The sequence below is a fragment of the Alphaproteobacteria bacterium HT1-32 genome, assembly GCA_009649675.1.
GTDB lineage: Bacteria > Pseudomonadota > Alphaproteobacteria > Rhodospirillales > HT1-32 > HT1-32.
Genome location: WJPL01000018.1, coordinates 1 through 1,206 on the forward strand (window position 1 = coordinate 1; position 1,206 = coordinate 1,206).

Sequence of the window (1,206 nt, forward strand, 5' to 3'; positions counted from 1 at the left end):
CTGTTGTCCGTATCAACACCCGTGATCACGTTACCCGTGGTCGAGGAGCCGACACCGCCTGCAACAAAGTCACAATCCATGTTCGCGGTCGGTACATCGTCCACCACATCCACAGAAACCGTGCCGCTCGCAACATCGCCGTCGCCATCCGTTACAATCACATCAAACGGCAGGCTCAGGCTGTCTTCAGACGTCGCAACCGGGTGATCCAGTGTACCTTCAAGCTCAAAGCTGTAGCTGTACGCACCGTTGCTCTCGATCAGCGAGACCGTGAACACCGCCGTACCATTCGCCGTCGCCGTGATCGACTGACCATCCTCCGACAGCTCATACTCAACCGGCTCGCCGCCCGATGTCAGACCAAGGTCTTCCAGGGCGCCAATGCCGCCCAGTTCAACCGAGGCAATACCATCAGCACCGCCGTCAATCGTCAGCGACTGCGTGAAGCTCGTCGCATCAGACTGATCCGTGCCGTCTGACAGGTCGTCTTCATCAACCGAACCGCCGGTAACACCAATCTGCGGCACATCATCAACGATATTGACGCTGAAGGTCTGCTCGACCGTCAGGCCCGAAAGCTGGCTCGGATCAAGATCGTAATCCGTTACCGCGCCCTCTGCCGGTGTACCCGTCAGCGTGAAGCCCAGATCCAGAGCGTTCTCGCCATCCCCGTCCGCATGATCAAGAGTACCCTGCAGCGTGAAGGTGTAGGAACCGTCTTCGTTCAGAGCCACCGTGAACACATCTTCGCCATCCGCAGTCGCCTGCAATGTGTTGGTGGAGGCATCCCACTCATAGGTGACATCCGAACCGCCTGAAGTCAGACCGCTCGGGCCTGTCAGTTCAAAACTCAGATCGTCATAGCCCAGTGCTGTCGGCGCACCATCAGCCGGACCATCCGCACCGTAATTGATGGTGATCAGATCACCATCCATGCCCAGATCGCCGGAGGCACTCAGGCTCTCCTTGTCAGCATCCGTACCGTCAGCCAGATCATCTTCATCCAGCGAGACGGATTCCGCCTGTCCGACCGTACCGACTTCACCCGTTTCCGGAACATCATCGACAACATTCACAGAGAAAGTCTGGGTCACGGTCACATCACCGACCAGCGCCGGATCAAGATCATAATCCGTCAGCGCATCCGCATCAGGCGTACCTGTCAGCGTAAAGCCGAGGTCCATGCTGTTCTCGCCGTCAGCCGCA

At 58.0% G+C, this 1,206-nt stretch carries 1 protein-coding gene; it reads right to left on the reverse strand.

The features are described from left to right. Nucleotides 1-1,184 (reverse strand): hypothetical protein (locus GH722_20655; GenBank protein MRG74173.1); only part of this gene is annotated, 1,184 nt, incomplete at its 3' end. Between the last annotated feature and the right edge of the window lie 22 nt (nucleotides 1,185-1,206).